The 24,083-nt window shown below is 69.0% G+C and carries 22 protein-coding genes and 1 pseudogene; 15 read left to right on the forward strand and 8 right to left on the reverse strand.

Annotation, left to right across the window (positions count from 1 at the left end; genetic code table 11):
- Window positions 1-113 precede the first annotated feature (113 nt).
- The 3 genes from ON19_RS22540 to ON19_RS22550 all read left to right on the forward strand — a co-directional run bounded on the left by ON19_RS22540 (window position 114) and on the right by ON19_RS22550 (window position 3,327).
- Window positions 114-677 carry a hypothetical protein gene (locus ON19_RS22540; protein WP_169334205.1) on the forward strand — a complete coding sequence of 188 codons (564 nt, stop codon included), beginning with the start codon at window positions 114-116 and terminating at the stop codon, window positions 675-677.
- Window positions 678-997: 320 nt separating this feature from the next.
- Window positions 998-2,470 (forward strand): PepSY-associated TM helix domain-containing protein, encoded by a 1,473-nt coding sequence (locus ON19_RS22545; RefSeq protein ID WP_043696266.1) that lies wholly within the window; start codon window positions 998-1,000, stop codon window positions 2,468-2,470.
- Window positions 2,471-2,568: 98 nt separating this feature from the next.
- The gene (locus ON19_RS22550) at window positions 2,569-3,327 is read left to right on the forward strand and encodes a DUF8020 domain-containing protein (protein WP_043696271.1); all 759 of its coding nucleotides are present in this window, start codon (window positions 2,569-2,571) and stop codon (window positions 3,325-3,327) included.
- Window positions 3,328-3,449: 122 nt separating this feature from the next.
- Here the strand turns inward: ON19_RS22550 and ON19_RS22555 are convergent, their stop codons facing one another.
- Complete coding sequence (locus ON19_RS22555; protein ID WP_043696275.1) at window positions 3,450-3,980, reverse strand: ArsI/CadI family heavy metal resistance metalloenzyme; 531 nt, start codon at window positions 3,978-3,980, stop codon at window positions 3,450-3,452.
- 98 nt (window positions 3,981-4,078) lie between these two features.
- On the opposite strand from ON19_RS22555, the gene ON19_RS22560 reads away from it, so the two are divergent.
- Window positions 4,079-4,438: an Rv2640c family ArsR-like transcriptional regulator gene (locus tag ON19_RS22560; protein ID WP_043696278.1), complete on the forward strand. Its 360-nt coding sequence runs from the start codon at window positions 4,079-4,081 to the stop codon at window positions 4,436-4,438.
- A gap of 117 nt (window positions 4,439-4,555) precedes the next feature.
- Here ON19_RS22560 and ON19_RS22565 read toward each other — a convergent pair whose 3' ends face one another.
- On the reverse strand, window positions 4,556-5,230 hold the full coding sequence (locus ON19_RS22565; RefSeq protein WP_043696280.1) for a hypothetical protein: 675 nt from the start codon (window positions 5,228-5,230) through the stop codon (window positions 4,556-4,558).
- A 161-nt stretch (window positions 5,231-5,391) separates the two neighbouring features.
- The gene (locus tag ON19_RS22570; protein WP_043696283.1) at window positions 5,392-5,697 is read right to left on the reverse strand and encodes a hypothetical protein; all 306 of its coding nucleotides are present in this window, start codon (window positions 5,695-5,697) and stop codon (window positions 5,392-5,394) included.
- A gap of 364 nt (window positions 5,698-6,061) precedes the next feature.
- Between ON19_RS22570 and ON19_RS22575 the strand changes: the two genes are divergently transcribed.
- Together ON19_RS22575 and ON19_RS22580 are read left to right on the forward strand one after the other, a co-directional pair.
- Entirely contained in the window at window positions 6,062-7,240 is a 1,179-nt protein-coding gene (locus ON19_RS22575; RefSeq protein WP_483243692.1) for a helix-turn-helix domain-containing protein, read from the forward strand.
- A gap of 135 nt (window positions 7,241-7,375) precedes the next feature.
- Window positions 7,376-7,831 (forward strand): annotated as a pseudogene (locus ON19_RS22580) (SRPBCC family protein); the annotation flags it as partial.
- Window positions 7,832-8,092: 261 nt separating this feature from the next.
- Here the strand turns inward: ON19_RS22580 and ON19_RS22585 are convergent.
- From ON19_RS22585 to galK, 3 genes are all read right to left on the reverse strand, one after another.
- Entirely contained in the window at window positions 8,093-8,347 is a 255-nt protein-coding gene (locus ON19_RS22585; RefSeq protein ID WP_043696289.1) for a hypothetical protein, read from the reverse strand.
- 12 nt (window positions 8,348-8,359) lie between these two features.
- A complete protein-coding gene (locus ON19_RS22590; RefSeq protein ID WP_043696461.1) occupies window positions 8,360-10,066 on the reverse strand; it encodes a sodium:solute symporter family protein in 1,707 nt (568 codons plus the stop codon).
- A gap of 224 nt (window positions 10,067-10,290) precedes the next feature.
- Window positions 10,291-11,418: a galactokinase gene (galK, locus tag ON19_RS22595; RefSeq protein WP_227954644.1), complete on the reverse strand. Its 1,128-nt coding sequence runs from the start codon at window positions 11,416-11,418 to the stop codon at window positions 10,291-10,293.
- A 167-nt stretch (window positions 11,419-11,585) separates the two neighbouring features.
- Between galK and ON19_RS22600 the strand changes: the two genes are divergently transcribed.
- Genes ON19_RS22600 through ON19_RS22610 form a run of 3 tightly spaced genes read left to right on the forward strand, consistent with a single transcriptional unit; the run spans window position 11,586 to window position 14,250 of the window.
- Window positions 11,586-12,155, forward strand: a complete 570-nt coding sequence (locus tag ON19_RS22600) for a pyruvoyl-dependent arginine decarboxylase (protein ID WP_227954643.1) — start codon at window positions 11,586-11,588, stop codon at window positions 12,153-12,155.
- Window positions 12,152-12,718, forward strand: a complete 567-nt coding sequence (locus ON19_RS22605; protein ID WP_043696294.1) for a hypothetical protein — start codon at window positions 12,152-12,154, stop codon at window positions 12,716-12,718. The genes ON19_RS22600 and ON19_RS22605 overlap by 4 nt, the downstream gene beginning before the upstream one ends.
- Window positions 12,718-14,250, forward strand: coding sequence for a GGDEF domain-containing protein (locus tag ON19_RS22610; RefSeq protein ID WP_083899554.1), 1,533 nt, complete (start codon window positions 12,718-12,720; stop codon window positions 14,248-14,250). The genes ON19_RS22605 and ON19_RS22610 overlap by 1 nt, the downstream gene beginning before the upstream one ends.
- A 1-nt stretch (window position 14,251) precedes the next feature.
- Here the strand turns inward: ON19_RS22610 and ON19_RS22615 are convergent, their stop codons facing one another.
- Both ON19_RS22615 and ON19_RS22620 read right to left on the reverse strand, forming a co-directional pair.
- A complete protein-coding gene (locus ON19_RS22615; RefSeq protein WP_043696473.1) occupies window positions 14,252-14,998 on the reverse strand; it encodes a DUF6319 family protein in 747 nt (248 codons plus the stop codon).
- Window positions 14,999-15,292: 294 nt separating this feature from the next.
- A complete protein-coding gene (locus tag ON19_RS22620; RefSeq protein WP_043696297.1) occupies window positions 15,293-15,907 on the reverse strand; it encodes a TetR/AcrR family transcriptional regulator in 615 nt (204 codons plus the stop codon).
- A 210-nt stretch (window positions 15,908-16,117) separates the two neighbouring features.
- Between ON19_RS22620 and ON19_RS22625 the strand changes: the two genes are divergently transcribed.
- From ON19_RS22625 to ON19_RS22650, 6 genes are all read left to right on the forward strand, one after another.
- A complete protein-coding gene (locus tag ON19_RS22625; protein WP_043696299.1) occupies window positions 16,118-17,485 on the forward strand; it encodes a flavin-containing monooxygenase in 1,368 nt (455 codons plus the stop codon).
- Between the two features lie 7 nt (window positions 17,486-17,492).
- Complete coding sequence (locus ON19_RS22630) at window positions 17,493-18,650, forward strand: EstA family serine hydrolase (RefSeq protein WP_043696301.1); 1,158 nt, start codon at window positions 17,493-17,495, stop codon at window positions 18,648-18,650.
- Window positions 18,650-19,696, forward strand: coding sequence for an NAD(P)-dependent alcohol dehydrogenase (locus ON19_RS22635; RefSeq protein WP_043696303.1), 1,047 nt, complete (start codon window positions 18,650-18,652; stop codon window positions 19,694-19,696). The genes ON19_RS22630 and ON19_RS22635 overlap by 1 nt, the downstream gene beginning before the upstream one ends.
- A gap of 37 nt (window positions 19,697-19,733) precedes the next feature.
- Entirely contained in the window at window positions 19,734-21,383 is a 1,650-nt protein-coding gene (gene casG, locus ON19_RS22640) for a steroid-24-oyl-CoA synthetase (protein WP_043696305.1), read from the forward strand.
- Between the two features lie 4 nt (window positions 21,384-21,387).
- Window positions 21,388-23,139 carry an N-acyl-D-amino-acid deacylase family protein gene (locus ON19_RS22645; protein ID WP_043696308.1) on the forward strand — a complete coding sequence of 584 codons (1,752 nt, stop codon included), beginning with the start codon at window positions 21,388-21,390 and terminating at the stop codon, window positions 23,137-23,139.
- Between the two features lie 86 nt (window positions 23,140-23,225).
- Window positions 23,226-24,080, forward strand: a complete 855-nt coding sequence (locus tag ON19_RS22650) for an alpha/beta fold hydrolase (protein ID WP_051169184.1) — start codon at window positions 23,226-23,228, stop codon at window positions 24,078-24,080.
- The last annotated feature ends 3 nt before the right edge of the window (window positions 24,081-24,083 follow it).

Genomic DNA, 24,083 nt, shown 5'->3' on the forward strand with positions numbered 1-24,083 from the left:
CGCCGCCTGCCCGGGAGACCGACCTACTTCCACCTGGAAACCGCACGTCGCCGGGCTTGTCGGCGCCGGCCGATGCGGTCGATCACGTGCAATCGGTCGGCTATCATCAGCGGGTGAGTTACGAGTTCGACCGGTCTGCCGCGGAACGTCGCGGCGCCGTCGCGCGGGTGCGCGGTGGTTCGGCCGGTGCGATCTCGGGGGCCGTTTCCGTCGCGGCGCACGGCTGGGCTTCCGGCGGGATGCTGCCGGACTCCACCGCTGTGGCGCTGCTGGCCGCCGCGTCCGCCGTGATCGGCGCGCTGGTGGCGGGTCTGGCCCCGCTGCGCGACACGTCGGCCGGGCTGGTCGCGTCGCTGGTCGCCGGACAGCTGCTCGGTCACTTCACCATGGGGATCAACTCGGGCCACCTGCATCACGGTGACGCCCAGCTGACTCCGGCCATGCTCACCGCGCACGTGTGCGCGGCGGTCGCGGCGGCCATCGTGATCCGGGGCGCGGAAGCTGCCTACCGGATCGGGACAGCGGTGCTGCACCGCGTATTTCCGCTGCGGCATACTCCGCCTGTCGTCGCGGACCGCGCTCCTTTGCGTACGGTCCATCGCGACCGGGTTGTCCTGCGCGTGTTCGCCACTGAGGCGCTGCGCACACGGGCTCCGCCGCTCGCGGTCGTTCTCTGAACTCTTCCCATACCCGGCGCACGGAGCACGTGGCGTGAGTTCTGCTCACGGCCACGGCGTCTCACCGTGCGGCACAGCGTCGCCCCGCACCTTCGTGCCCACGCCTGAGCGTGCCGACGCGACGCCGTAGTCCGGGTCGCAAACCATCCTTCCGCGCACCGCGGCGAGACCACGCTTCCTCGCGTGTGTTCGCCACGGCCTGCGCGCTGTCGCCGTGGCGTCCTGTCCGCGCGGTATGCGCCTGCGCCGTCACGGGCTCGCGCCCACGGACACCGGGACAACGGTTTGCGCCCCAGCCGGGTTCCGCCGTCAGAAACGAAATGACCGTGAGTACAACAGAAACAATCACTTCCGACGCCGACTTACCGGAGCCGTCGGACTCCCCCGGCGCACGCCGGACCACCGCACGCAACAGCCTGTACGCGCTGGCCATGCGACTGCACTTCTACGCAGGAGTGCTCGTCGGGCCGTTCGTCCTCATCGCCGCCGTCACCGGCGCGCTCTACGCGATCTCACCGACACTGGAGTCGATCGTGTCGCGCGACCTGCTGACGGTCACGCAGACCGGAACGCCGAAACCACTGACCGAGCAGGTCGGCGCGGCCGTCGCCACCCGGCCGGATCTCCACCTGGTCGCCGTTGCCCCGGCCGGGGGCGCCGAGGACACCACCCGTGTGCTGTTCAGCGACCCGTCGCTGGGCGAATCCGAGCGGCGGGCAGTGTTCGTGAACCCATATACCGCGCAGCCGGTGGGCGATTCCGTCGTCTACGGCAGCTCGGGCGCGTTGCCGATGCGCACCTGGATCGATCGGTTGCACCGGGATCTGCACCTGGGCGAACCAGGCCGGCTCTACAGCGAGCTGGCCGCGTCCTGGCTGTGGATCGTCGCGCTGGCCGGTCTGGTCATCTGGGTACGCCGGGTACGCAGCCGCCGGGCCCGCAACGGCTGGGGCTGGCTGTTCGCGGCCGATCGTTCGCAGCGCGCACGAGGCCGCACCCTGAACTGGCACGGTGCGGTCGGGATGTGGGTGCTGCCCTTGGTGCTGCTGCTGTCGGCGACCGGCATGACCTGGTCGACCTACGCGGGCGAGAACATCACCGAACTGCGTGAAAAGTTGAGCTGGACCACTCCGGCGGTCAGCACCGCACTGCCGGGAGCCACTGCGCCCGAGCATGATTCGGGCTCCGACCACCACGGCGGCGGCCACGCGGAGCACGCCCCTGCCGACTCGACCGACCGGATCACCCAGCTCGATCGGGTGTACGCCACCGCACGCGCCGAAGGCCTCACCCAGGCCACGGAGATCGCCGTCCCGGCCGCGCCGGGTAACGCGTTCGCGGTGAAGGAACGCCGGATGCCGGGCACTTACACCGTCGACGCGGTCGCCGTCGACGGTGCGAGCGGCGCCGTCACCGATCGTCTGGCCTACGCGGACTGGCCGCTGATGGCGAAGCTCACCAACTGGGGCATCCAGTTCCATATGGGTCTGATGTTCGGGCTGCTCAATCAGTTGCTGCTGCTCGCGGCGATGATCGGACTGATCACCGTGGTCGTGCGCGGCTACCTGATGTGGTGGCGCAGGCGGCCGACCCGGGATGCGGGCCGGTTCGCCCTCGGCCGGGCTCCGCGGCGCGGCGCGTTGCGCAAGAGCTCGCTGTGGCCGGTCGTACCGCTGGTGGCCGCCGCGCTGGTGGTCGGCTGGTTCGTCCCGCTGGTCGGGGTGAGCCTGCTCGCGTTCCTCGTGATCGATGTGCTGATCGGCCTCGCCGGACGGATGCGCGCCATCGCCTGACCCCGGATTCGCGGGCGAAAGCCCGTTACTCACACGACCTATCGAACGTCATCGGTATGGCCGTCGCTTCGCCATGCCTTCGAAACCAAGGATTTCCCATGCAGATCACGAAACTAGCCCTGGCCGCCGCGTTCACGACCGCAGCGGTGAGCATCGCCGCGGGCACCGGTTCCGCCGCTCCCGAGGCCGCTTCGGTGGACGGCACGTCCGTCGAGGCCACCTCTACCGAGACCGCTACCGCCGAGGCTGTCGGCTTCACGGCGCACGCCACGGAGACCGCGAGCATCATCAGCATCGACTCCGGCTCACTGGTAGTCGAGGACCAGGTGCTGAAGGTGAAGGCCGCCGACGGCACCGTCGTCGCGGGCGCGCCCTTGACCTTCCGGGTCGACGAGTTCGAATTCCCCATCGCCGCGGAGATTTCCGAGCGCACCGCGACGCTGACCCCGCAGTTCGACCTCGCGCGCGCGGCCTACAAGCCGGTTGCCCTGCCGTTCGAGGACAAGGCGCCGTGGAAGACCGAGTACGACCGTGAACAGGCCGCCTGGTCCCGTTTGACCAGCACCGTCTCCATGGGTGCCACCATCGGCACCCTGGTCGGCGGCATCGGCGGCGCCTCGGTCGGCTGCATCCTCGGCGGCATCGCCGGAGCGACCGTCGCCGCCGCCACCATCGTCGGCATGTTCGGCCCGTTCATCCCGGCCGCCGCCGTCGGCTGTCTCGGCGGCATCGTCGCCGTCGGCGCCCTCGGCACGGTCGCCGGCCAAATCCTCGTAACGGCCCCCGTCGCCATCGGCGCGGCGATCATGTACTTCAGCACGATCAACTCGCCCATGCCCACCAAACCCCTCAACTAACTCGTATTGCGCGAGTGGCACATCACCGAGAGATCTACTCGCGGTTCGCCGCAGTGGTGTGCCACTCGCGGGGTTGGTGCGGGGGAAAGTGCAACTGGTGGGCTCGCTGCCGGGGTGGTGGGTCAGTTGCAGCAAGTCGCCCCGGAGGCGACTGCTTCTTTCTTCGCGGTGGTGCCGCAGCAAGCGCCTTCGGCGGCGGCCTCCTCGGCGGTGCCGCAGCAGGCCTGGACCGCCTCGGCGTCGGAGACCTCAGCTGCGCCGACGAGTTCGGGTGCGGTGCCGAAAGTGTCACTGTCGGCCAGGACGGTGTAGACCTCCCAGCGTTCGGAGTCCGGGGCCGTGACCCAGACCTTGTCCTGCGTCGCGAAGCAACAGGTCGTGGCGATCTGCTCCTCGGTGAACAGCCCCGCCTCGGACAGGCGGGCGATCTCGGCGTGCACCTTGTCGGAGGTTTCGACCTCGACGCCGAGGTGGTTGACGCTGCCGCCGTGGCCGGGGTTCTCGATCAGCACGAGTTTCACGGGCGGCTCGGCGATGGCGAAGTTGGCGTAGCCGGGCTTGCGCTTGGCGGGCTCGGCGTTGAACAGGGTCGAGTAGAACTGCACGGCCTGGTCGATGTCGTCGACGTTGAGGGCGAGCTGGATGCGGGACATGACTACCTCCACTTGTGTGACATATATCGAAGAACTGGTTCGATGCCGAGTCTGCCACCTTTTCGACATATGTCAATCCCCCGGGTAGTGTCGATCGCATGCCCAAGACGCTGCCCGTGATCGACATGTCCGCTCCCGTGTGCTGCCCGCCGGTCGCGGCCGGGCCGGTCGGCGACGACGCCGCGCTGGAAGTGGCGCTGCGGTTGAAGGCGATCGCCGACCCGGTGCGGGTGAAGCTGCTGTCACTGCTGTTGACCAGCGCTCCCGGCGAAGAGAACGGCGGCGACCTCGCCGCAGCGGTGGGACTGTCGGAATCGACGGTCAGTCATCACCTCGGCCAGCTCCGCAAGGCCGGGCTCGTGGAGTCCGAACGTCGCGGCATGAATACCTTTCACCGCGCTCGCCGCGATGCCCTGGCCGCGTTGTGCGTAGTGCTCGACCCCAACTGCTGCCGCTGACCAACGGGGTCTCGACCGCACCAGAGACCCTGGGGGTATCACCGTGGCCGGAAATTGCGCCACTCCTCGCACATGTTGCGGCATGTGCGAGGAGTAAACCGATTTCGAACAGGACGCCTACTTCGGGAGGGCGGTGATGCATTCGTACATGTGGCCGTCGAGGTAGTACATGGGGGCCACACTCCACAGCATTCGGGTTTCGTCGATGCTGGGGGTGTACATTTCGTCGCCGTCGCTGTTGTAGTAGCCGAACGAGGTCCCGGGAAAATTCTTGCCTGACGAGTTCAGCCAGCTGGACATCGCTGCTACGAACGCGGAAAACCGCGCCGAGTCGCTGGACTCACGGTCGGCCAGCGCGGCGGCACTCTGCGCCCACTCGTCGTATTGCTCCCTCAGCGAGCCGGAAGGCGCCGGTGTTCCGGAGGGGAACGCGATCGCCTCGTAGACACGGGGCCGGTCGCTGAACCCCGACATCGTCCAATAGATCGAGGACGCGTCGCCGCGATCGGCGCTGTTGTCATCCTCCACATGGCAAATGCCGTAGACGTGCACGTCCAGATCCAAACCGAGGCGGCTCAACCAGCCGGGTAGCGCGCCCTCGAAGTGGCTGAGGCAGGTCTGGTCGTCACCCCCGTTCTCCTCGGCCTCGGTGGCAGCCATCATGCAGGCGAGGCGGTAGGCGTCGTACGCGTCGTCCCGGCCGCCGTTCGTGGCCGGTATGCGCTTCTTCAGCGCCTCGGGGTTGCGCATCTCGCTCCGGCTGGGCCTTTCGAAGATCTCGACTCGCTTCATTCCGGTAACCCTCCGTTACTCGATGGTCGGATTTTGTGTTCGCCATCAACCCTGACCACGGTCGGGTCAGTCGGCCTCGCACATTTCGGGTGGTCCTCGGGGACGGTGCGACGTGTGCGAGGAATTGCTCCGGGGGTGCGAGACGAAAATACCGGTCTCGATCAGGGGTCTGTGGTTTTGTGCCGGGTGACGAGGAAAGACACCAGGAGGTCGAGGAGGGACAGCTCGTCGGCGGCGGCCACGTTCTCGATGATCGAATCGAGAATCGGAGCGGCGTAGAGGCGGCCGCTGTCGGGCCCCGCCGCGGTTCGGGCGCTGGCGATCAATTCGTAGAGCACTGTTGCGAGCACGTAGGCGCGCTGCTCGCTGGGGTGCCCGCAGGCGGCACCGCTCAGGGCCGCGTCGACAGCGGCGATCACGTCGGCGAGAACGGCTATCTCGGCTTCGGCGCGGTCGTCGGAGGTCATGCGGTCGCCGACCGACGGCGCCCCCGCGCGCGAACGCAGCCCAGGATGGCCGCGGCGGTCCGCCCGGCAGGCCGTGACAAGTCACGAGGCGGCGACACCTGGATGTTCTGCACTGTCAGGCCCCTCGCGGTCGTCGGTCGACCGGGAACCGGGGCGGGGTCGCCACCCGTCACGATGCGTCGTGCACGATTCGGATGTCCCGTCACACGGGGGTTCGGTTGTGCGACAGGGTTTCCCGGTTCCGGGTACGGATTACAGAGTGCCGGTGCAAAATGCCTGGTGGAAGGTAACGGACACGCAGACTCGAGCAATCGGCAGCAATGACCGTCCGGCAGGGTAAGGGGGCACCGTGGCAGAAGTGACGATGTGGACCGGCGCGGATGTGAAGACGCTCCGGGACGCGTGCAGGTTGACCCAGAGCGAGCTCGCGGAATTGCTGCGTTGTGCGCAACGGACGGTGAGCTTTTGGGAAAGCCGACCGTACCGCCGGGTGAGTATCGGCCATCAAGCGCGGCTGGACAGGGTTCTGAAAGATGCGGACCATGGGGCGCACAGACGTTTCCGGGCGTTGATTGGAGACCCAGACGTGAACCGGCGAGACTTCATCGCCGCCACCGGCGCGGTCATCGGCGCGGCGACAATGAGCAGGGGCGGTTCTCCGACCGTCACGCCGGACGCGATCGGTCATCTGCGAAAAACCGTGCACTCCGCACAACTGCTGGACGATCAGCTCGGTTCCGACGCCGCCCGGCCGATCATCGAAGCGCAAGCACACACGTGCGCGGCGCTGCTGCGCGACTGCCCGACCGGTTTGCGGCCCGCACTGCAATCGTTGACCGGAGAGGCCACGGCCAGCAGCGCATGGTCCGCGTGGGATCAGGGCGACCTGGTGCGTGCGGAACAACTGTTCCGCACCGCCTACCAGCACGCGGAGGAGTCCGGCGACATCGACATCGCGACCGGCATCCTCTGCCACCGAGCACAATTGGCGGTGCAGATGCGTGCGTTTCCGAAAGCCGCCACGATCGCGGACCGGATGCTGCGACTGCCCGTCCAGGACGGTCGGGTCGACGACTTCAGAAAGTTGTGCGCGGCGCAGGCGTTCGCGTCCGATGGACGCAGGTCTGATGCGTGGCGCCAACTGCTCCAGGTGAGCGACGAGTTCACCGAGCAGACGACGCCGGATGAGTCGTACTGCTACTACCAGAGTGCGTGGACGACCGGCGCCATGACTGCCCGCTGCCTGGAAACGGGGGGCGAGCTGGACGTGGCGGCCGACACGATCGACGCGGTGCTGGGGCTCATCCCGGCCCATGCGACCCGCGACCGGGCTCTGTGGAATCTCAGCCTCGCACAGCTGACGATCACGCGGGATATCGACCGTGCGTGTGCGGCCGCCGAGCGTGCGCTGGACCTGGCCGCGCGGAACACCTCGCCGCGGCTGCGGCAGGCGTACGCGCAGACCAGGGAGAAGTTCGAGCCGTGGGCCACGGCGCGACCGGTCCGGGATCTGGACGTCTACGCGACGACCGTGTTGGCGTAGCAGTCCTGCGCCTGTTTGTCCCCGGGTGACCCGGGTATGCGATGGATGTCCCGAGTCGCCCCCAAGGGAGCGCTTGTCAACCGAAAGACGCCCGTCCGCGCGATCGGTGCGGGTGGGCGAGGAAAGGGGTAGCAAGTGAGCACAATGGCCGCCACGGTGGACGTCGACGTTCCGGTTCGCACCGCCTACAACCAGTGGACGCAGTTCGAGTCGTTTCCGCAGTTCATGGAGGGTGTCGAAGCGGTAGACCAGCTCGATGACCGGCATATGCACTGGCGTGTCCATGTCGGCCCGTCGACGCGGGAGTTCGACGCGACGATCACCGAACAGCATCCCGACGAACGGGTCGCCTGGAAGTCCGACAGCGGACCCAAGCACGCGGGGGTAGTCACCTTCCATCGGCTCGACGACACCCACACCAGGGTCACCGCGCAGATGGATGTCGACCCCGAAGGGTTCGTGGAGAACGTCGCCGACAAGCTCGGCGTGCTGAAGCACCGGGTGAGCGGTGACCTGGAGCGCTTCAAGCACTTCGTCGAAGAACGGGGTCGCGAAACGGGTGCTTGGCGCGGCGACATTCCGCGCCCGGACGCCGGAAACACCGCCGCGGAGCGCGGCGGGGCTCCCCGCCCCGGCGAGACCGGCGGCATGCCCGGCGGAACTCCTCGCCCCGGTGGCGTCGGCGGAACCGGCACCATGCCCGGCGAGACTCCACGCCCGGGTGCCGGCGGAACCGGCATCCCAGGCGAAGGCGGGGCCGGCAACTGGCCCGGCGGTACTACCCGCCCCTGACGCCTGAACCGCGCGACAACAACCAGCGCCCCCTGGGATTCCCAGGGGGCGCTGCCCGTGTCAGGCGGAGTCGGGCTCCTCATCGGTACCGTCCGCCGGATGCGGTTGCGGCGGCACCTGGACCGGACGCAGCAGTGCCCACGCCACGAAGGCGATGGCCACCACGCCCATGCCGAGCCCGGCCCAGAGGTTCACGTTGACGCCGCCGGTCTTGGCCTGCTGGGCCGCGGTGTCGTGCACCAGGCCGGTGACGACGAGGACGATCGCGTAGCAGCCGAGCAACGCGCCGACGATGGTGCGGATATCGAAAAGCATTGCGGCGGCTCCCTATCCGACGACGATATTGAGTATGAGCACGAGCACGAACGCGATGCCCGCCAGCAGGACGGGACGCTGGTACCAGGGCAGCGTGTCCGCCTCGGGGTCGGTGCGCACTTCCTTCGGCGTCTCCGAGTACACCAGCCCGACCAGCTCCGCCGCCGGTTTCGGCTCGGTCACCTGGGTGACCGCGACGCTGACCACGATGTCGACCACGAACGCCACACCCGCGGCGACGAAACTCGCCCCTTGGCCGGATAATTCGAACACTTTCATCTCGTGCAGGATGAAAACCGCGATGGCCGAACCTGTTCCGGAGACCAAGCCCATCCAGCCCGCGGTCGGCGTCATTCGTTTCCAGAACATGCCGAGGATGAACGTGGCGAACAGTGGGGCGTTGAAGAAGCTGAACAGGGTTTGCAGGTAGTCCATCATGTTGCTGAACCCGGAGGCGATGAACGCGGTGAAGATCGCGGCCACGGTCGCCCCCACGGTGGCCAGCCGGCCCACGCCGAGGTAATAGCCGTCCGGGCGGTCGCGCCGCACGTACTGCTGCCACAGGTCGTAGCTGAACACCGTGTTGAACGCGGAGATGTTGGCGGCCATGCCGGCCATGAACGCCGCGAGCAGACCGGCCAGCCCCACGCCGAGCAGGCCGTTGGGCAGCACGTCCTTCATGAGGTACAGCAACGCCTGGTTGTAGGTGGTGTCGCTTTCGAAGTCCGGATTCGCGGTGACCGCCGCCTTGTACTCCGCCATCTGCGGCACCAGCACGGCGCTGATCATGCCGGGGATCACCACGATCAGCGGGATGAACATCTTCGGGTAGGCGCCGATGATCGGGGTGCGCCGCGCCGCCGCGATGGAGTGCGTGGCCATCGCGCGCTGCACTTCGACGAAGTTCGTCGTCCAGTACCCGAACGAGAGCACGAACCCCAGGCCGAACACGATGCCGAGGATCGACAGGAAGTCGTTGGTGAACCCGCTGAGCGCGTTACCCGGCCAGGATTCCAGCTGTTCCGGACCGCCGGGTGACGCGGCGACCTTCTCCCGCAGGCCGTCCCAGCCTCCGATCTTGTGCAGTCCGACCAGGGTGAGCGGCAGCAGCGCGGCCACGATGACGAAGAACTGGAGCACCTCGTTGTAGATCGCGGCCGAGAGGCCGCCGAGGGTGATGTAGGACAGCACGATCACGGCGGCCACGATCACCGACACCCACAGCGGCCAGCCCAGCAGCACGTTGAGGATGGAGCCGAGCAGGTACAGGTTGACCCCGGCGATGAGCACCTGGGCGACGGCGAAGCTCAGCGCGTTCACCAGGTGGGCGCCGGTGCCGAAGCGGCGGCGCATGAACTCCGGCACGCTGCGCACCTTCGAGCCGTAGTAGAACGGCATCATCACCACGCCGAGGAACAGCATGGCGGGCACCGCGCCGATCCAGAAGTAGTGGAAGGTCGGGAACCCGTACTCCGCGCCGTTGGCGGACATGCCCATGATCTCCACCGCGCCGAGGTTCGCGGAGATGAATGCCAGACCGGTCACCCAGGCGGGCAGCGAGCGTCCGGACAGGAAGAAATCGATGCTGGAGGACACGCGCTGCCTGGCCAGCAGGCCGATGCCCATGACGAACACGAAATACAGTGCCACCAGCGCGTAATCGACCGGCTGCGCATCCAGCCGCAGGGTCTCGGCGGCTAGCGGGGGCGATGCGGCCAGGGGGGACCCGATCGGCACGGCAGCTAGAACGGATGGAGCGGCGAGCGGCACAGCGTTCCTCCTGGCGGTGAAACCGGGGCGTCGAGCGAGACCGTGCGTCGTGCTGGTGCTGCCCGGCGCGAGCGACCTCCTCGTCGCCCGCCGAATGGTGTCGGCTGACGTTTACTCTGCGTGATCATGCCGTATCGGCGTGGCACATTCGCCCACAAATTCTGGACGGTCGCTCAGTAGATCCGGTGTGCTCCGGCGGCGGGAACGACGACGAACGTGCGCGGCTCAGTGAAACCCGTCCGTGCGAAATGCCGCCGCACGGACTCCACCACGATCGCGGTGCGGTCGTGGTCGACGAGCGCGATGACGCTGCCGCCGAATCCGCCGCCGACCATCCGCGCGCCGTGCGCTCCTGCCGCCAGCGCGGCGTCGACCGCGGCGTCCAAAGCCGGGGTGGACACCTCGAAGTCATCCCGCAGCGAGACGTGCCCCGCGGTCAGTACGGGGCCGATACCGCGGGGGTCGGCACCCGCGCGCAATTTCTTGGCAACCGCGAGCACCCTGGCGTTCTCGGTCACCACGTGCCTGGCGCGGCGGCGCAGCACGCCGTCGGTGATCCGGTCGGCGTCCGCGGGGGAAATCACCTCGCGCAAGGTGGCGACGCCGAGCGCCCCGGCCGCCGACGCACATTGCTCGCGACGCTCGGCGTAGCGGCCGTCGACCAGCTCGTGCGGCTGCCCGGTATCGATCACCAGCAGTTCGAGTCCGAACGCGCCGAGATCGAAGGGGATCTGCTCGTACCCGGCGCCGCGCGGCGCGGTGGCGTCGCCGGCGAATGCCCGCACGTCCAGCAGCAGCGCGTGCCCGGCCGTGCACAGCATGGCGGCCGACTGGTCGAGCAGGCCGGTCGGAGCGCCGACGTAGTCGTTCTCGGCGGCGCGGGCCACGTCGATCAGCGCGCGGTCGGTCAGTTCCGGGGCGAACAGATCACGCAGCGCGACCGCCACCGCACATGACAGCGCTGCCGAGGACGACAGTCCCGCACCGATCGGCACCGCGCCGTCTAGGTCGAGATCCACGCCGGGAATCCGGTGCCCGCTCCGGGCGAACTCGGCGACCACGCCGAGCGGATAGCGCGCCCATCCCGGCACCCGCGCCCGCTGCGACGCGAGGTCGCAGACCGCGACGAGCACCGGCTCACCGGGCCGTTGCCGCGACACCACCCGCACCCGCCCGTCGGTGCGCTCCGCCGCCGTGCAGCGCACCACCAGCGGCAACGCGATCGGCAGCACGTAGCCGTCGTTGTAGTCGGTGTGCTCACCGATGATGTTGACCCGTCCCGGCGCCACCCATGTCCGCACGCTCGTTCCTCGCTGTTCTCGTGGGGTGGTGCCAGGGTACGAGACACGCCGCACGAGCATTGTTTTCGACGCTCTCGGGTGCGTGATCGCGGTTCATGAAGCACAGTCGATTTCGAAGCAAGACCGGCCTGCAAAATCTGGTGGCCGCGTCGGATCGGGAGGGCATCATGATTCACGACACCCCACGCGGCGACTTACGCGCGCGGTCTCGCGCGGATCGGCTGCGGCCGCCGCTGGACCGTCCACTCCCGGCGCCGCTGACCATCGAGATCGGCGCGGCGACCGGGGCGGGACCGACCGCCATGTCGGCATTCGACGCGGCGCTGCGCGACCTCGGGGTGGGCGAGGCCAACCTGATCAGGTTGTCGTCGGTCATTCCGCCGCGCGCCACCGTCGAACGCATCGGCCGGGTGCGCAAGCCGATCCCCTGGGGCGACCGGCTCTACTGCGTCTACGCCGTGCGGCACGCCTACGGGCGCGGCTCGACCGCCGCGGCCGGCATCGGCTGGGCGCTGCGCGACGACGACTCCGGCGCGGGGCTTTTCGTCGAACACGAGGCCGAGACCAGCGAGGAAGTCGCCGCACTGATCCGGGCCAGCCTGGCGGACATGACCCGCCACCGCGGCGGCGGCTTCGGCCCGGTCCAGCTGTGCACGGTGGACGCCACCTCCGACGGCGACCCGGCCTGCGCGTTGGTCCTCGCGGCCTACCACACGATTCCGTGGGGCCCGCGATGAGCGAAATCTCCGTGACCGTCGAGGGGACGATTCCGGAGGAACGGATCGCGGTGTTCCATCGCCTCTACGAGGAGGCGTTCGGCCCGCTGCGCGCGAAAGCCATCGCGCGACAGGTGCTGCATCCGGAGGAGTTCCGGGAGGAGATGGTGGACCCCCGCGTGCAGAAGTACGTCGCGCACGCGGGCGGCGAGCCGATCGGCGTGACCACGCTGACCAAGCATCTGGAGACCGTGCCGTGGATCAGCCCGGACTATTTCGCGGTCCGCTATCCCGAACACGCGGCGCGCGACGCGATCTACTACGCGGGTTTCACCCTTGTTGCGCCAAGTGCCCGCGAAGGGGCGGCGTTCCATGCCATGATCAAATCAGTTGTCCATGTTTTGGTTGCCGAACGCGCTGCGGTCGGTTGGGACATCTGCTCGTACAACAACACTCGGTTCTCGTTCGCCGACAGTATTCGGGCGGTGCTCGACGAACAGGCGAACGTCGAAGTCGCGGTGGAGGATTCCCAGATCTACTACGCGGCCCGGTTCACCGGGGACGGAGCGACCAAGGGGGGCTGATGACACCCAGTGAACAGCCACAGACGAGCTGCCGGCCGACGCTCGGATCAGGCTGGCACGCGGTGCTTCTGGGCGGAAGCGCGGCCGCGATCGCGGTTCACCTGGCGCTCGACTCCGAGCTGGTGGCGTTCGTGACGATGGTGGTCATCGTCGGCGAGACCCTCGCCATGATCGCCGTCGGCGTGCACACGCACCGGCCCTCGCACCCGCTGCCGTGGTATCTGCTGTCCGGCTCGGCAGTGCTGTTCGCCGTCGGCACCACGCTGCGTGACATCGGCGACCACGCGGTCCACCCGCTCGACGACGCGTTCACCCTGCTCGGTTATCTCGGCGTCGGGCTCGCCGCACTGATCTGGTTGTGGCCGCGCCAAGTGCACGGCAACTACGACCTGCTCCTGGATTCCGCCCTCATCGGGCTCGGCGCGCTGCTCGCCTCCTGGACTTTCCTCATCTCACCGATCCTGCAGTCCACCGAAGCCGGGCTGGACGTGCTCGTGGCCGCGACCTACCCCGTGCTCGACGCACTGCTGCTCACGTTGGTCGCACACTCGATGGCCACCTCCACGCGTGCGGAGACCTCGCTGTGGCTGCTGCACGCCGGACTGATCGCGGTGCTGGTCGGCGATCTCGGCTACAGCTTGGAGACCGCGGGCGCCACCGCGTTCGGGCGCGAGGTGCTGCTGGCTCCCTTGCTCGCGGCCTACGCCACCGTGGGGGTGGCGGCCCTGCACCCGACCATGGCCGCACTCGGCACGCCGCGGCGCATCCACCCGCACCACTCCCGGCAGCGCGCCAGTCTCATCGCGATCGCGCTGATCGTGGCCTCGCTGGTGCCGGTGGTGGGGTCCAGCCTGCACCCGCTCGACCGTGTGGTGGTGTCGTCGCTGTTCGCGCTGCTGCTGATCGGCATGCTGGTGCGCAGCGAGCGCGCGATCGTGCGCAGCGCCCGCAGCGAGCGGCGCGCGCAGTACCAGGCCGACCACGACATGCTCACCGGACTGCTGAATCGGTCCGCGCTGTTGCGCGCTCTGCGCCAGCGTGGCCGGCAGTGGACCGAGCAACCGATCTGCTTGCTGTTCATCGACCTCGACGGCTTCAAGCGGGTCAACGACAGCTACGGACACGCCGTCGGCGACGAGCTGATCGCCACCGCGGCGGCCCGGATCCGGCGCGTGGTGCGCCCCGAGGACGTGGTGAGCCGCTACGGCGGTGACGAATTCGTCGTGCTCGCCGCGCTGGCCCGGCCGGAGGCCGCCGTGCTGGCCGAACGGCTGCTCGGCACGTTCGTCCGGCCGTTCGGGCTGAGCGCGGGTGAGATCCCGATCACCGCGAGCGTCGGCGTCGCGTGCGTCGGTCCGCGCAGCTCGGACCCCGACATGCACAGCCTGCTCCGGGACGCGGACGCGGCCATGTATCACGCGAAGCACGACTCGCTCGGCTACGCGTTCCACGACGACGTGCGCCGTCAGCCCGCCGACACCGAGCGCCGGATCTGGCGCACGGCCACCCGATCCGCCAGTCCCGCGGTGTGACTCAGTCGCTCAGCTCGTCCAGCAGGCGCTTGGCCTCCTCGAGCTCGGCCTGTAACTGCTGCACCTTGGCCTCCTGCACCCCGCGCAGCGCGTCCAAGACCCCCGCGACCACCTCGGCCACCTCGGGATGCAGGATCTTCGCCGCCTGCGCCACCGCGGATCCGGCCACCGGCAGGCCGCGCAGGGTGCGCTTCTTGCCGCTGACCACGTCGACCGACCACTCGCCGTCGGCGGTGCCGGTGAGCGTCACGGTGACCTCGGGCGCCGCCTTGGCCTTGCGGGCCGCGGGCGCCTTCGCGGGCTTGGGCGACGCCGGGGCCTGCTTGCCCGTCTCGGTTCGGCTCGCTTCTCCGGTGGCTTCCACCGGCTTCGGGGCCGTGGGGGCGCTCGCCTGAGCGGGCTGCTGCGCGGTGCTCGTCGCGGTCGACGGCTGGGTCACAGGGGTTTCCTTCCTGGTTGACGACTTCGGCTGGGCAGTGGCGCCCGCCGCCCCTCGCGGCGGCTTTGTCAAGGTCACCTCGGTGGGAGAGAAGGACAGTACATCCTTCGATCCGGTCGGCCGGACCTGCAGGAAGTCACCGTCGGCAGGGTCGCCGAGGGCGATCACCTTGCCCGAGCGGCCCTCCGGAACGCCCACCGCGGCCGAGGTGAACCACACCATAGGCGGGCGGCCACCGGCTATGTCCGTGGCGATCTGTCGAATCTCGCTGTCCGACAATGGTTGCGGCTTGGTTCGTGGGGACGGCATGGTGACTCCGAGCGATTTCGTGGTTGGCTGCGTGCACAGATGATGCCCCACGCCGCCGACAGATTCGCGAGCCACCGTCGAATCGGGTCGGCGCAGAGCCCGATCCGAACATTCAGCGAATATCCGGCAACAGCTGCGGCAGCGCCTCGAGCGGCAGCCCGGCAGCCCGCTTCGGCCCCCCGTGCGCGGCATGCTCCGATTCCGGCGAATCGGTTTGCCGGCACCGGCGATCCGGCGCCGCCCCAACGCGGTCCGCGTGGCGCACCGTGCGCCGGATCCGGGCCGCCGTGGCGATCAGCTCGCCGCCGACGGCGCGCGCAGCGCGGGGAACCAGATGTCGGTGAGCACTTCGACGGCTTGGTCCACCGAGACGTCGATGGTGCCCTGCATCGCCCAACGGGTGAAGAACCGTTCCAGTTGCGCGACAAGCAATTCCACGCGCAACCGTGCCTCGTCGCGCCGCTCGGCAGGCCACCCGGCGAGGTAGGCGGTCATCGCGTTGGGCAGGGCGAGAATGCCGTCGCGGGCGATCTCGCGGAACTCCGGCTCCAGCGCCGTCGCCTCGTCCCACGCTGGCAGCAGGTCCTTGTACTCGTGGAACCACTCGATCGCGCGGGCCATCCAGCCGGCGAACTCGGCGCGCGAACCGGTCTCAAGCACCCGGTCGAGGTCCTGATAGAAGTGCAGCGCGGTGGGCGCGGTGCCCTGCTCGGCGATCGCGCGCAGCAACTCCAGTTTCCCCGCGAAGTGCAGGTAGAAGGTGGCGCGGCTACAGCCGACCGCCGCGGCGATGTCGTCCACCCGCACCGCCGCGTAGCCGCGGGTGGCGAACAGCTCCTTGGCGGCCTCCAGCAGGCGGGCCCTGGTCTGCTGCTTCTGCTCCTCCCGCAGGTTCGCGTTCGTACGCATGGTGAACAGGTACCTCGTATCCGTAAAAGTAGGGCTGACGTGCGGCTGCCGCCGACCGAGTCTACGCGCGGACGGGCTCGATAGACAGTGCGTCACTCACTAGACATGATGTCTACCCAGTGTTACTTTGTTGCCTACGTCACTCCGGTGCGCGACCCGCATCGGACGTTCGGCCGTCCTGTGCGACGGCCTCCAGCACGAGGACAGTGAATGACGTCAACCGCACTCCCCCGGGTCTGTGTGATCGGTGCGGGGCCCTCCGGGATCACCGCAGCCAAACGCTTGAACGACCACGGCATCCCCTTCGACTGCTACGAGGCGTCCGACGAAGTCGGCGGCAACTGGTACTTCAAGAACCCGAACGGCATGTCGGCCTGCTACCAGAGCCTGCACATCGACACGTCCAAGTTCCGCTTGGCGTTCGAGGACTTCCCGGCGCCCGACGAGTGGCCGGACTTCCCCCACCATTCCCAGCTGTTCCAGTATTTCCGGGACTACGTCGACCATTTCGGCATCCGAGACCGGATCGTGTTCGACACCGTGGTGACCGCGGCCGAGCGGGTGGCCGACGGTCGCTGGCTGATCACCACGAGCGAGGGGCACACCAGAGACTACGACGCGCTCGTCGTCTGCAACGGGCATCACTGGGACCCCCGGATCCCGGACTACCCGGGTGATTTCGACGGCACGCTGCTGCACAGCCACGCCTACAACGACCCGTTCGACCCCGTCGACATGCGGGGCAAACGCGTTGTGGTGGTGGGGATGGGGAATTCCGGCCTGGACATCGCCTCCGAGCTGTCGCAGCGTTTTCTCGCCGCGAAGCTCTACGTTTCCGCGCGGCGCGGGGTCTGGGTGCTGCCCAAGTACGTCAACGGCAAGGTCGGCGACAAGCGCTCGATGCCGCGGTGGATGCCGCCGAAACTGGGCCTTCGGCTCAAGCAGCGCTTCGTGCGCAAGTTCCGCGGCAACATGGAGGACTACGGCCTGCCCAAGCCCGACCACCTGCCGTTCGAGGCGCATCCGTCGGCCAGCGAGGAGTTCCTGCACCGCGCGGGTTGCGGCGACGTCTCGTTCAAGCCCGCCATCACCGCGCTGGAGGGGTCGCGGGTGCGCTTCGCCGACGGCAGCGCCGAAGAGGTGGACGTGATCGTCTGCGCCACCGGCTACCGCATCTCCTTCCCGTTCTTCACCGATCCCGAACTGCTGCCCGACAGCGACAATCGCTTCCCGCTGTTCAAGCAGATGATCAAGCCCGGCATCGACAATCTGTTCTTCCTCGGCCTGGCCCAGCCGCTGCCCACACTGGTGAACTTCGCCGAGCAGCAGAGCAAGCTGGTCGCCGCCTACCTGACCGGCCGCTACCACCCGCCGTCGGTGGAGGAGATGCGGGCGGCCATCCGGTCCGCGGAATCGGCCAGGACGGGGCGCTACTACGACTCGCCCCGGCACACCATCCAGATCGAATTCGAACCGTATGTGCGGGACATGCGGCGGGAGCTGGCACGCGGCGCGAAACGTGCCGCCGCCGCGGGGAACGCCCTGCCGGTTCCGGCTCGCACGCTCGAACACGTGTGAGGCCGGGATGACCACTACGACAGGAACCGCGACGTCGGGGTTCTGCGCCGAGCGATTCGCGCAGGTCCGAACGGAACTGGAGACCCGGCTCGCCTCCGGCGAGGAGCTGGGCGCGTCGATCTGCGTCACGGTCGACGGCGAACCGGTCGTCGACCTCTGGGGCGGTTACCGCGATCCCGAGCGCACCGCACCGTGGACCGAGGACACCTTGGTCGATGTCTTCTCGATCACCAAGACCATGACCGCGCTCAGCGCTCTGCTGCTGGTCGAGCGCGGCGAACTGGACGTGTACGCGAAGGTGGCCAGGTACTGGCCGGAGTTCGCGGCGAACGGCAAGGGCGACATCGAGATCCGCCATCTGCTCGCGCACACCTCAGGCGTCTCGGGCTGGCAGCCGCCGATCGAGCTCGCCGACATCTACGACGCGGAAGCGTCCGCCGCCCGCCTCGCGAGCCAGCCGCCGTGGTGGGAGCCGGGCACCGCGTCGGGGTATCACGCCCTCGCCTACGGCCACCTGATCGGCGCGGTGATCCGCCGCGTCACCGGACGCTCGCTGGGCGAGTTCTTCGCCGAGGAACTCGCGGGGCCGCTGGGCGCGGACTTCCACATCGGCACCGCGCCCGAGCACCACGGTCGGATCGCCACCTTGATCCCGCCCGCGATGCCGGAATTCGACATGGCCGCGCTCGACCAGGACAGCGTGCTGGTCAAGACGCTCACCAGCCCGCTGCTCGACATCGCCGAGACGGCGAGCGCGCAATGGCGGCAGGCCGAGATCGGCGCGGTGAACGGCCACGGCAACGCGCGTTCGGTGGCGCGGGTGCAGTCACTGGTGTCCTGCGGCGGCGAACTCGCCGGACGGCGGCTGCTGTCGGAGGAGACGATCGAGCTGATCTTCCAGCAGCAGTCCGACGGCGTGGATCTCGCGCTGCTGGTGCCGCTGCGGTTCGGCATCGGCTACGGCCTGCCCCAGCGCCGGACCGCCCCGGAAGTGCCCGGCGGCCAGGTGTGCTGGTGGGCCGGATACGGCGGCGCGATGGTGGTCAACGACCTCGAACATCGCACCACGTTCGCCTACGCGATGAACCGGATGGCTCCCGGCCTGATCGGCTCGGACCGCGCCGACGCCTATCTGCGCGCGACGTTCGCGGCGATCCGCGGATGATGCGGGCATTGCAGCTCACCGAGCCCGGTGTGCTGGAACTGCGTGAGGTACCGATCCCGGAGATCGGGCCCACCGACCTGCTGCTGCGCGTGGGCGCGGCGGGCATCTGCCACTCGGACCTGCACGTGCTGCACATCCCCTTCCGGATGCGCGAGGAGCCGTTGACCCTCGGCCACGAGATCGCGGGCACCGTCGAGGCCGTCGGTGACGGGGTGGACGGCCGCCGGGCAGGCGAGCGCGGCATCGTGTACCTGTGCTGGTCGTGCGGCGTCTGCCGGGAGTGCGTGAGCGGCAACGAGAACGTCTGCCGCGCCGCGGGCCGCACCGCCATGCCGCCGTGCCCCGGTCTCGGGCCGGATGGCGGCATGGCGGACTACATCCGTATCCCCGCGAGTTCGTTCGTGCCGATCGGCGACCTCGATTTCGGCCAGGCCGCGCCGCTGGCCGACGCCGCGCTGTCGAGCTATCACGCCATCCGCGGCGCTCGCGAGCAGCTCGGGCCCGGGTCGGTGGCGGTGGTCGTCGGGATCGGCGGCCTCGGCCACGTCGCGGTGCAGATCCTCGCCGCGACCACCGCGGCGCGGGTGCTGGCCGTGGACGTGAGCGCCGACAAACTCGACCTCGCCGCGCGGTGCGGTGCGGCGGAGGGACTCCTCGCCGACGACCACACCGCACGCGAGATCCTCGACCGCACCGAAGGCCGCGGCGCGGACGCGGTCTTCGATTTCGTCGGCGTCGACGCGACCGCACGGCTCGCGGTGGAGTCGGTGGCGCCCAACGGGGCGTACCGGATGATCGGCCTCGGCGGCGGCACGCCGGAGATCACGGCGGGGCCGGCGGGCGGCACGGGCTGGCCGTGGGGCGCCTCGGTGCGAAAGTCCTACGGCGGCACAAAATCCGACTTGATCGACGCCGTGGCGCTGGCCGCGTCGGGCAAGCTACGGGTCGAGGTGGAGCGCTACCCGCTGACCGAGGGCCGCGACGCGCTCGACCGGCTGGAACGCGGCCTGGTCACCGGCCGAGCGGTCCTGGTGCCCGAGCCGTGACGAATCAACCCAGTGCAGTGACGAGGAAGTACCCGATATGACGAAGCCCATCGACCCGCAGGCGTTCGTGGCACAGGCCGCGGGCCGGCTCACCGGACCCGGCGGTCGATTCGAGATGGTGGTCGAGGACGTGCTCGGCGCACCGATGCCGGTGGTGCGCCACCGCAAGTCCTCACTGCGCGAAGTGCTAGTCGCCGCGGCGGCGCACGGCGATCGGGACTACCTGGTCACCGCGGACCGCAGGATCTCCTTCACCGAGCATGCCGCCGCCGTAGCGGCGCTGGCCACGGCCCTGCGCGACCGATACGGCGTCGGCAAGGGCGACCGCGTCGGCATTCTGGCGGCGAACACACCCGAGTGGGTGCTCACCTTCTGGGCGGCCCAGGCGCTCGGTGCGATCGCGGTGGGCTACAACGCGTGGTGGGCGCCGCGCGAGATCGCCTACGGCGTCGAACACACCAGCCCCGCGGTGCTCGTGGTCGACGCGAAGCGCGCCGCGCTGGTGGCGGAGCTCGACATCCGGATCCCGGTGCTCACCATGGAGCACGACGTACCCGCGCTCGTCGCCGAATACCGGACCGACGTCCTGCCGGACACCCCGATCGACGAAGACGACCCGGCGGTGATCTTGTACACCAGCGGCACCAGCGGGCGACCCAAAGGCGCGGTGCATTCGCACCGAAACCTGGTCGCGGTCACCGACTACCACGTCTTCAACGACGCGCTTGCCGCGGCGCTCACCGGGGCGGACGAACTGCCCAGCGGGCGGCGCTTCCTGGTCACCTCACCGCTGTTCCACATCGCCAGCCTGCACAACCTGGTGGTCCCCCGGCTGGTCACCGGCGACGCGGCGGTGATCCACCAGGGGTCGTTCGACGCCGACCGGGTGCTGCGGCTGATCGGGTCCGAACGGATCACCAATTGGGGCGCCATGCCGACCATGGCCACCAGGATGCTCGAACTCGACCTGTCCGGCTACGACCTCTCCTCGCTGGCCGCCTTCTCGCTGAACTCGGCGCCGTCCTCGGCCGCGCTGCAACAGAAACTGCGCGATCAGCTGCCCGTCGCCCGCAACGCGCTGGTGACCAGCTACGGACTGACCGAATGCAGCACCGCCGCGACGCTGGCGAGTCCGGCCGAGCTGGCGGCGTTCCCGGACACCGTGGGACGACCGGTCGTCGGGGTCACGCTGGAGATCCGCGACAGCGCGGGCGATGCGGTCCCCGACGGCACCGAAGGTGAGATCTGGGTGCGCAGCCCCTACGTGATGCTGGGGTACTGGCAGGACGAGGCGGCGACCGCCGCGGCGATCACGCCGGACCGCTGGCTGCGCACCGGCGATATCGGGGTGCTGGAGGACGGCAGGCTGCGTCTGTCCGGGCGCCGTTCGGATCTGATCCTGCGCGGCGGGGAGAACGTCTATCCCACGGAGATCGAGCAGTGCCTCGAGGAGCATCCGGCGGTGCGCGAGTGCGCGGTCGTAGGCGTGCCCGACGCCGACCTCGGACAGCAGGTCGCCGCCTTGGTCGTGGTCGACGACACCACGGTGACCACCGAAGACGAGCTGCGCGCGTTCGCCGCCGAACGGCTCGCCTACTACAAAGTGCCCGCCCGCTGGCGGCTCACCACCACCGCACTCCCGCGCAATGCGACCGGCAAGGTCGTGCGCACCGATCTCGAGATGTAGATCCATGTACGACACCATCATCGCCAACGGCCGCTGGTTCGACGGCACCGGCGCTCCCTCGGCGATCAGGCACCTCGGCATTCACGACGGGCGGATCGCGACCGTCTCGGCCGACCCGATCGAGGACCCGGCCTGTCCGAACATCGTGGACGCCACCGGGAAGTGGGTGATGCCCGGCATGCTCGACATCCACACCCACTACGACGTGGAGGTGTTGCAGCATCCCGCGCTGACCGAATCGGTGCGCCACGGCATCACCACGGTGTTGCTGGGCTCCTGCTCGCTGTCGACCGTCCACGTCGACGCCTCCGACGCGGGCGACCTGTTCGCGCGGGTCGAGGCGATTCCGCGCAAGCACGTCGTCGAGGCGGTCGAGGAGCACAAGACCTGGCGCTCGGCGCACGAGTATTCGGCCGCGCTGGAACGACTGCCGTTGGGTCCGAACGTCGCCGCGTTCATCGGGCATTCGGATATCCGTGCGGCCGAGCTGGGATTGGAGCGCGCGACCCGCAAGGACGTCCGGCCCGATGCCGCCGAGCTGGCCGGGATGGAGGCGAAGCTGACCGAGGCGCTGGACGCCGGGTTCGTCGGAATGTCCTCACAGCAACTGATGTTCGACAAACTCGACGGCGAAGTGTGCCGCTCGCGCACCCTGCCCTCCACCTACGCGACCATCCGGGAGCGGCGCAGGCTCAACGCCGTTCTGCGACGGCGCGGCGGGGCGCTACAGGGCGGACCCGATGTGTCCCGGCCGCACAGCCTGGTCACCATGGCGGCGAGCAGCCTCGGCCTGTTGCGCAGGCCGCTGAAGGTCAGCCTGCTCTCGGCCGCCGACATCAAGGCGATTCCCGGCGTGGTGCACCTGTTTCCACTGATCGCGCGGGTGCTGAACGCGCTGGGGGGCAACTTCCGCTGGCAGCACCTTCCGGTGCCCTTCGAGGTCTACGCCGACGGCATCGACCTGGTGGTGTTCGAGGAGTTCGGTTCCGGCGCCGAAGCGTTGCACCTGGCCGACCAGGTGGACCGACGACGGGAACTGCTGCGCGACGAAGACTATCGACGCCGTTTCCGCGCGGATTACGACAAGAGATTCGGCCCGAGGGTGTGGCATCGCGACTTCTTCGACGCGCAGATCGTCGAATGCCCCGACCCGGCGGTGATCGGCAAGTCCTTCGGCCAGGTGGGCTCCGACCGCGGCGGCTTGCATCCGGTGGACGCCTTCCTCGACCTCGTGGTGGAGCACGGCAACAAGGTCCGCTGGCGCACGACGATCTCCAACCATCGATCGGAAGTGCTCGATCGCCTCGCCGCCGACCCCGGCGTGCAACTGGGCTTCTCCGACGCGGGGGCGCATCTGCGCAACATGGCGTTCTACAACTTCGGGCTGCGTTTCCTGCGCCGGGTGCGCGACGCCGCCGAAGCGGGTCGCCCGTTCCTGTCCGTGGAACGGGCGGTGCACCGGCTCACCGGCGAACTCGCCGACTGGTACGGCCTGGACGCCGGGCACCTGCGGGTGGGCGACCGAGCCGACGTCGTCATCCTCGACCCGGACCGCCTGGACGATTCGCTCGACGCCTACCACGAATCCCCGATCGCCCCGTTCGACAACCTGCCGCGCATGGTGAACCGCAACGACGACACGGTCACCGCGGTGTTCGTCGGCGGCGTGCCGGTCTTCGGCGAGGGCGCTCCCGCTCCGGTACTCGGCACCCGCCGGACCGGCCGGTTCCTCCGCGCGTCGACCGCCATCCGGTGACCCGAGTACCCCTGCTCGGCCGCTCCCGCCACGTAGAATCGCGAAGATGCGGCGGCTCGTCCGCCCGCAGTCCGTAGGGAGTCGGCGTGGACGTTTTCGCACATCGGGGCAGGGCCGTCGTCTTCGACCGCACGGGCAGCGGGTCGCCGGTCGTCTTCCTGCACAACGCGGGCACGCAACGGCGGATCTGGGACGACCAGGTCGCAGCCCTGCGGGAGGAGCACGAGGTCTTCGCGCTCGATCTCCCCGGCTACGGTCAGTCCGACCGGCCCGCCACGGGCTACCGGCTCACCGACTATGTCGACATGCTCACGGAGTTCCTGGACGCCCACCGCCTGACCGACGTGGTGCTGATCGGCAACTGCCTCGGCAGCGCCACCTCGCTGCGCTACACCATGGGTCATCCGGGGCGGGTGCGTGCGCTCGTGCTGATCAATCCGCTCACCTCGGACACCGTCAGTTCGGGCCGGTCGGCGGGCTTGGCCTGGCTCGACGCGCGGCTGCCGCTGGCGCCGCTGGCGCGCCGGATCAGCTTGCCGAGCCCGATCGTCTCGCTGATCCTCGGCAATCAGCTCGGTCCCCGCGGCCGAGAACAGAAGAACCAGCACGAGCCGCGCGTGCGCGCGCACTGGACCGATCGAGGCAGGCTGCATGCGCTGCACGGCCTGGTGCAGGATTTCCCGTCCTACCGCGCGTTGGACACGTTCGATCCGCCTGCCGGGTTCCCGCCGATCTGCACGATCTGGGGACGGCGCAATCGCATCCTGTCGGCGAAAGCGGGCGGGCGGCTCAACCGCAAGCTGCGCCCGCACATCGCGGTGGAACTACCCGACTGCGGTCATCTTCCGATGGTGGAGGCCCCCGACCAGGTCACTTCGATCATCACCGGCTTTCTCGCCGCGATCGAGACGCCCACCCCGAAGCAGGCCGACGGCCGCTGAGCC

The organism is Nocardia abscessus NBRC 100374 (assembly GCF_000308455.1).
In the GTDB taxonomy this organism is placed as follows: domain Bacteria; phylum Actinomycetota; class Actinomycetes; order Mycobacteriales; family Mycobacteriaceae; genus Nocardia; species Nocardia abscessus.

Coding starts and splice junctions, on each gene's coding strand:
- ON19_RS22545 (WP_043696266.1), top strand. CDS start 998: ATGACCGTGAGTACAACAGAAACAATCACTTCCGACGCCGACTTACCG.
- ON19_RS22550 (WP_043696271.1), top strand. CDS start 2,569: ATGCAGATCACGAAACTAGCCCTGGCCGCCGCGTTCACGACCGCAGCG.
- ON19_RS22555 (WP_043696275.1), bottom strand. CDS start 3,980: ATGTCCCGCATCCAGCTCGCCCTCAACGTCGACGACATCGACCAGGCC.
- ON19_RS22560 (WP_043696278.1), top strand. CDS start 4,079: ATGCCCAAGACGCTGCCCGTGATCGACATGTCCGCTCCCGTGTGCTGC.
- ON19_RS22565 (WP_043696280.1), bottom strand. CDS start 5,230: ATGAAGCGAGTCGAGATCTTCGAAAGGCCCAGCCGGAGCGAGATGCGC.
- ON19_RS22570 (WP_043696283.1), bottom strand. CDS start 5,697: ATGACCTCCGACGACCGCGCCGAAGCCGAGATAGCCGTTCTCGCCGAC.
- ON19_RS22575 (WP_483243692.1), top strand. CDS start 6,062: ATGTGGACCGGCGCGGATGTGAAGACGCTCCGGGACGCGTGCAGGTTG.
- ON19_RS22585 (WP_043696289.1), bottom strand. CDS start 8,347: ATGCTTTTCGATATCCGCACCATCGTCGGCGCGTTGCTCGGCTGCTAC.
- ON19_RS22600 (WP_227954643.1), top strand. CDS start 11,586: ATGATTCACGACACCCCACGCGGCGACTTACGCGCGCGGTCTCGCGCG.
- ON19_RS22605 (WP_043696294.1), top strand. CDS start 12,152: ATGAGCGAAATCTCCGTGACCGTCGAGGGGACGATTCCGGAGGAACGG.
- ON19_RS22610 (WP_083899554.1), top strand. CDS start 12,718: ATGACACCCAGTGAACAGCCACAGACGAGCTGCCGGCCGACGCTCGGA.
- ON19_RS22615 (WP_043696473.1), bottom strand. CDS start 14,998: ATGCCGTCCCCACGAACCAAGCCGCAACCATTGTCGGACAGCGAGATT.
- ON19_RS22620 (WP_043696297.1), bottom strand. CDS start 15,907: ATGCGTACGAACGCGAACCTGCGGGAGGAGCAGAAGCAGCAGACCAGG.
- ON19_RS22625 (WP_043696299.1), top strand. CDS start 16,118: ATGACGTCAACCGCACTCCCCCGGGTCTGTGTGATCGGTGCGGGGCCC.
- ON19_RS22630 (WP_043696301.1), top strand. CDS start 17,493: ATGACCACTACGACAGGAACCGCGACGTCGGGGTTCTGCGCCGAGCGA.
- ON19_RS22635 (WP_043696303.1), top strand. CDS start 18,650: ATGCGGGCATTGCAGCTCACCGAGCCCGGTGTGCTGGAACTGCGTGAG.
- casG (WP_043696305.1), top strand. CDS start 19,734: ATGACGAAGCCCATCGACCCGCAGGCGTTCGTGGCACAGGCCGCGGGC.
- ON19_RS22645 (WP_043696308.1), top strand. CDS start 21,388: ATGTACGACACCATCATCGCCAACGGCCGCTGGTTCGACGGCACCGGC.